Source organism: Psychrobacter faecalis (assembly GCF_016107575.1).
GTDB lineage: Bacteria > Pseudomonadota > Gammaproteobacteria > Pseudomonadales > Moraxellaceae > Psychrobacter > Psychrobacter faecalis.
In genome coordinates, this window is the sequence record NZ_JABAST010000087.1 from 1 (window position 1) to 746 (window position 746).

Consider the following 746-nt stretch of genomic DNA (forward strand, 5'->3'; position numbering starts at 1 on the left):
CTTAGGCGACTTTCTCACGAATGTCACAAGTTTTCTGTTTCAACGGGCGACCTTTACCGCATCCTCCCTCCGCAGACAAAACGGCATGTCCTGCCGATAAAATATTTTTAGCTGCATTCACATCAGCATTTGCTTTATGCCCGCATTGGACGCACTCAAACTTAGCTTGGGTTTGTCGATTTTCTTTAGCGATATGCTTGCATTCAAAGCAGGTTTGGCTGGTGTAGCGTGGGTTTACTTTAATGAGCACCCCGCCTTGCCAGTGCTGCTTGTACTCAAGCATATCAATCATCATGCCCCAGCCTTGATCCAAAATGGATTTATTCAATCCTGACTTGGCTTTGACGTTACGCCCATGCTGAGTAGCAGAGCCACTAGCAGATTTCGACATATTGGCTACTTTTAAGTCCTCACAAGCAATCATGGCGTGGTTTTTGCTGATTGTGGTGGTGATTTTATGCAAGTAGTCATGGCGGATATTGGCAATATGATGGTGTAATTTTTGAATCTTACGGTTCTGCTTTTTCCAGTTTTGACTGAATAAGACTTTTCTACTTAATTGGCGCTGTAATGCGGCCAGTTTAATTTGATTGGCTTTAAAGCTGTTTTTGGGTTTGATGTGCTGACCATCTGAGGTGGTAATGAGTTTAGTGACACCTAAATCAATACCTATGGCGCTTGTAGAGGGGTGAATTGGGTTTTGATCCAGTGCTCGCTCACACCCAAAAGACACGTACCAGTGCCCT

Annotated in this window: 1 protein-coding gene; it reads right to left on the minus strand. The window is 44.2% G+C overall.

Annotation, left to right across the window (positions count from 1 at the left end; all coding sequences use genetic code 11):
- Nucleotide 1 precedes the first annotated feature (1 nt).
- Nucleotides 2-746, minus strand: a 745-nt coding sequence (locus JFC07_RS13030) for an RNA-guided endonuclease InsQ/TnpB family protein (RefSeq protein WP_198329226.1), incomplete at its 5' end; no start/stop codon positions are given.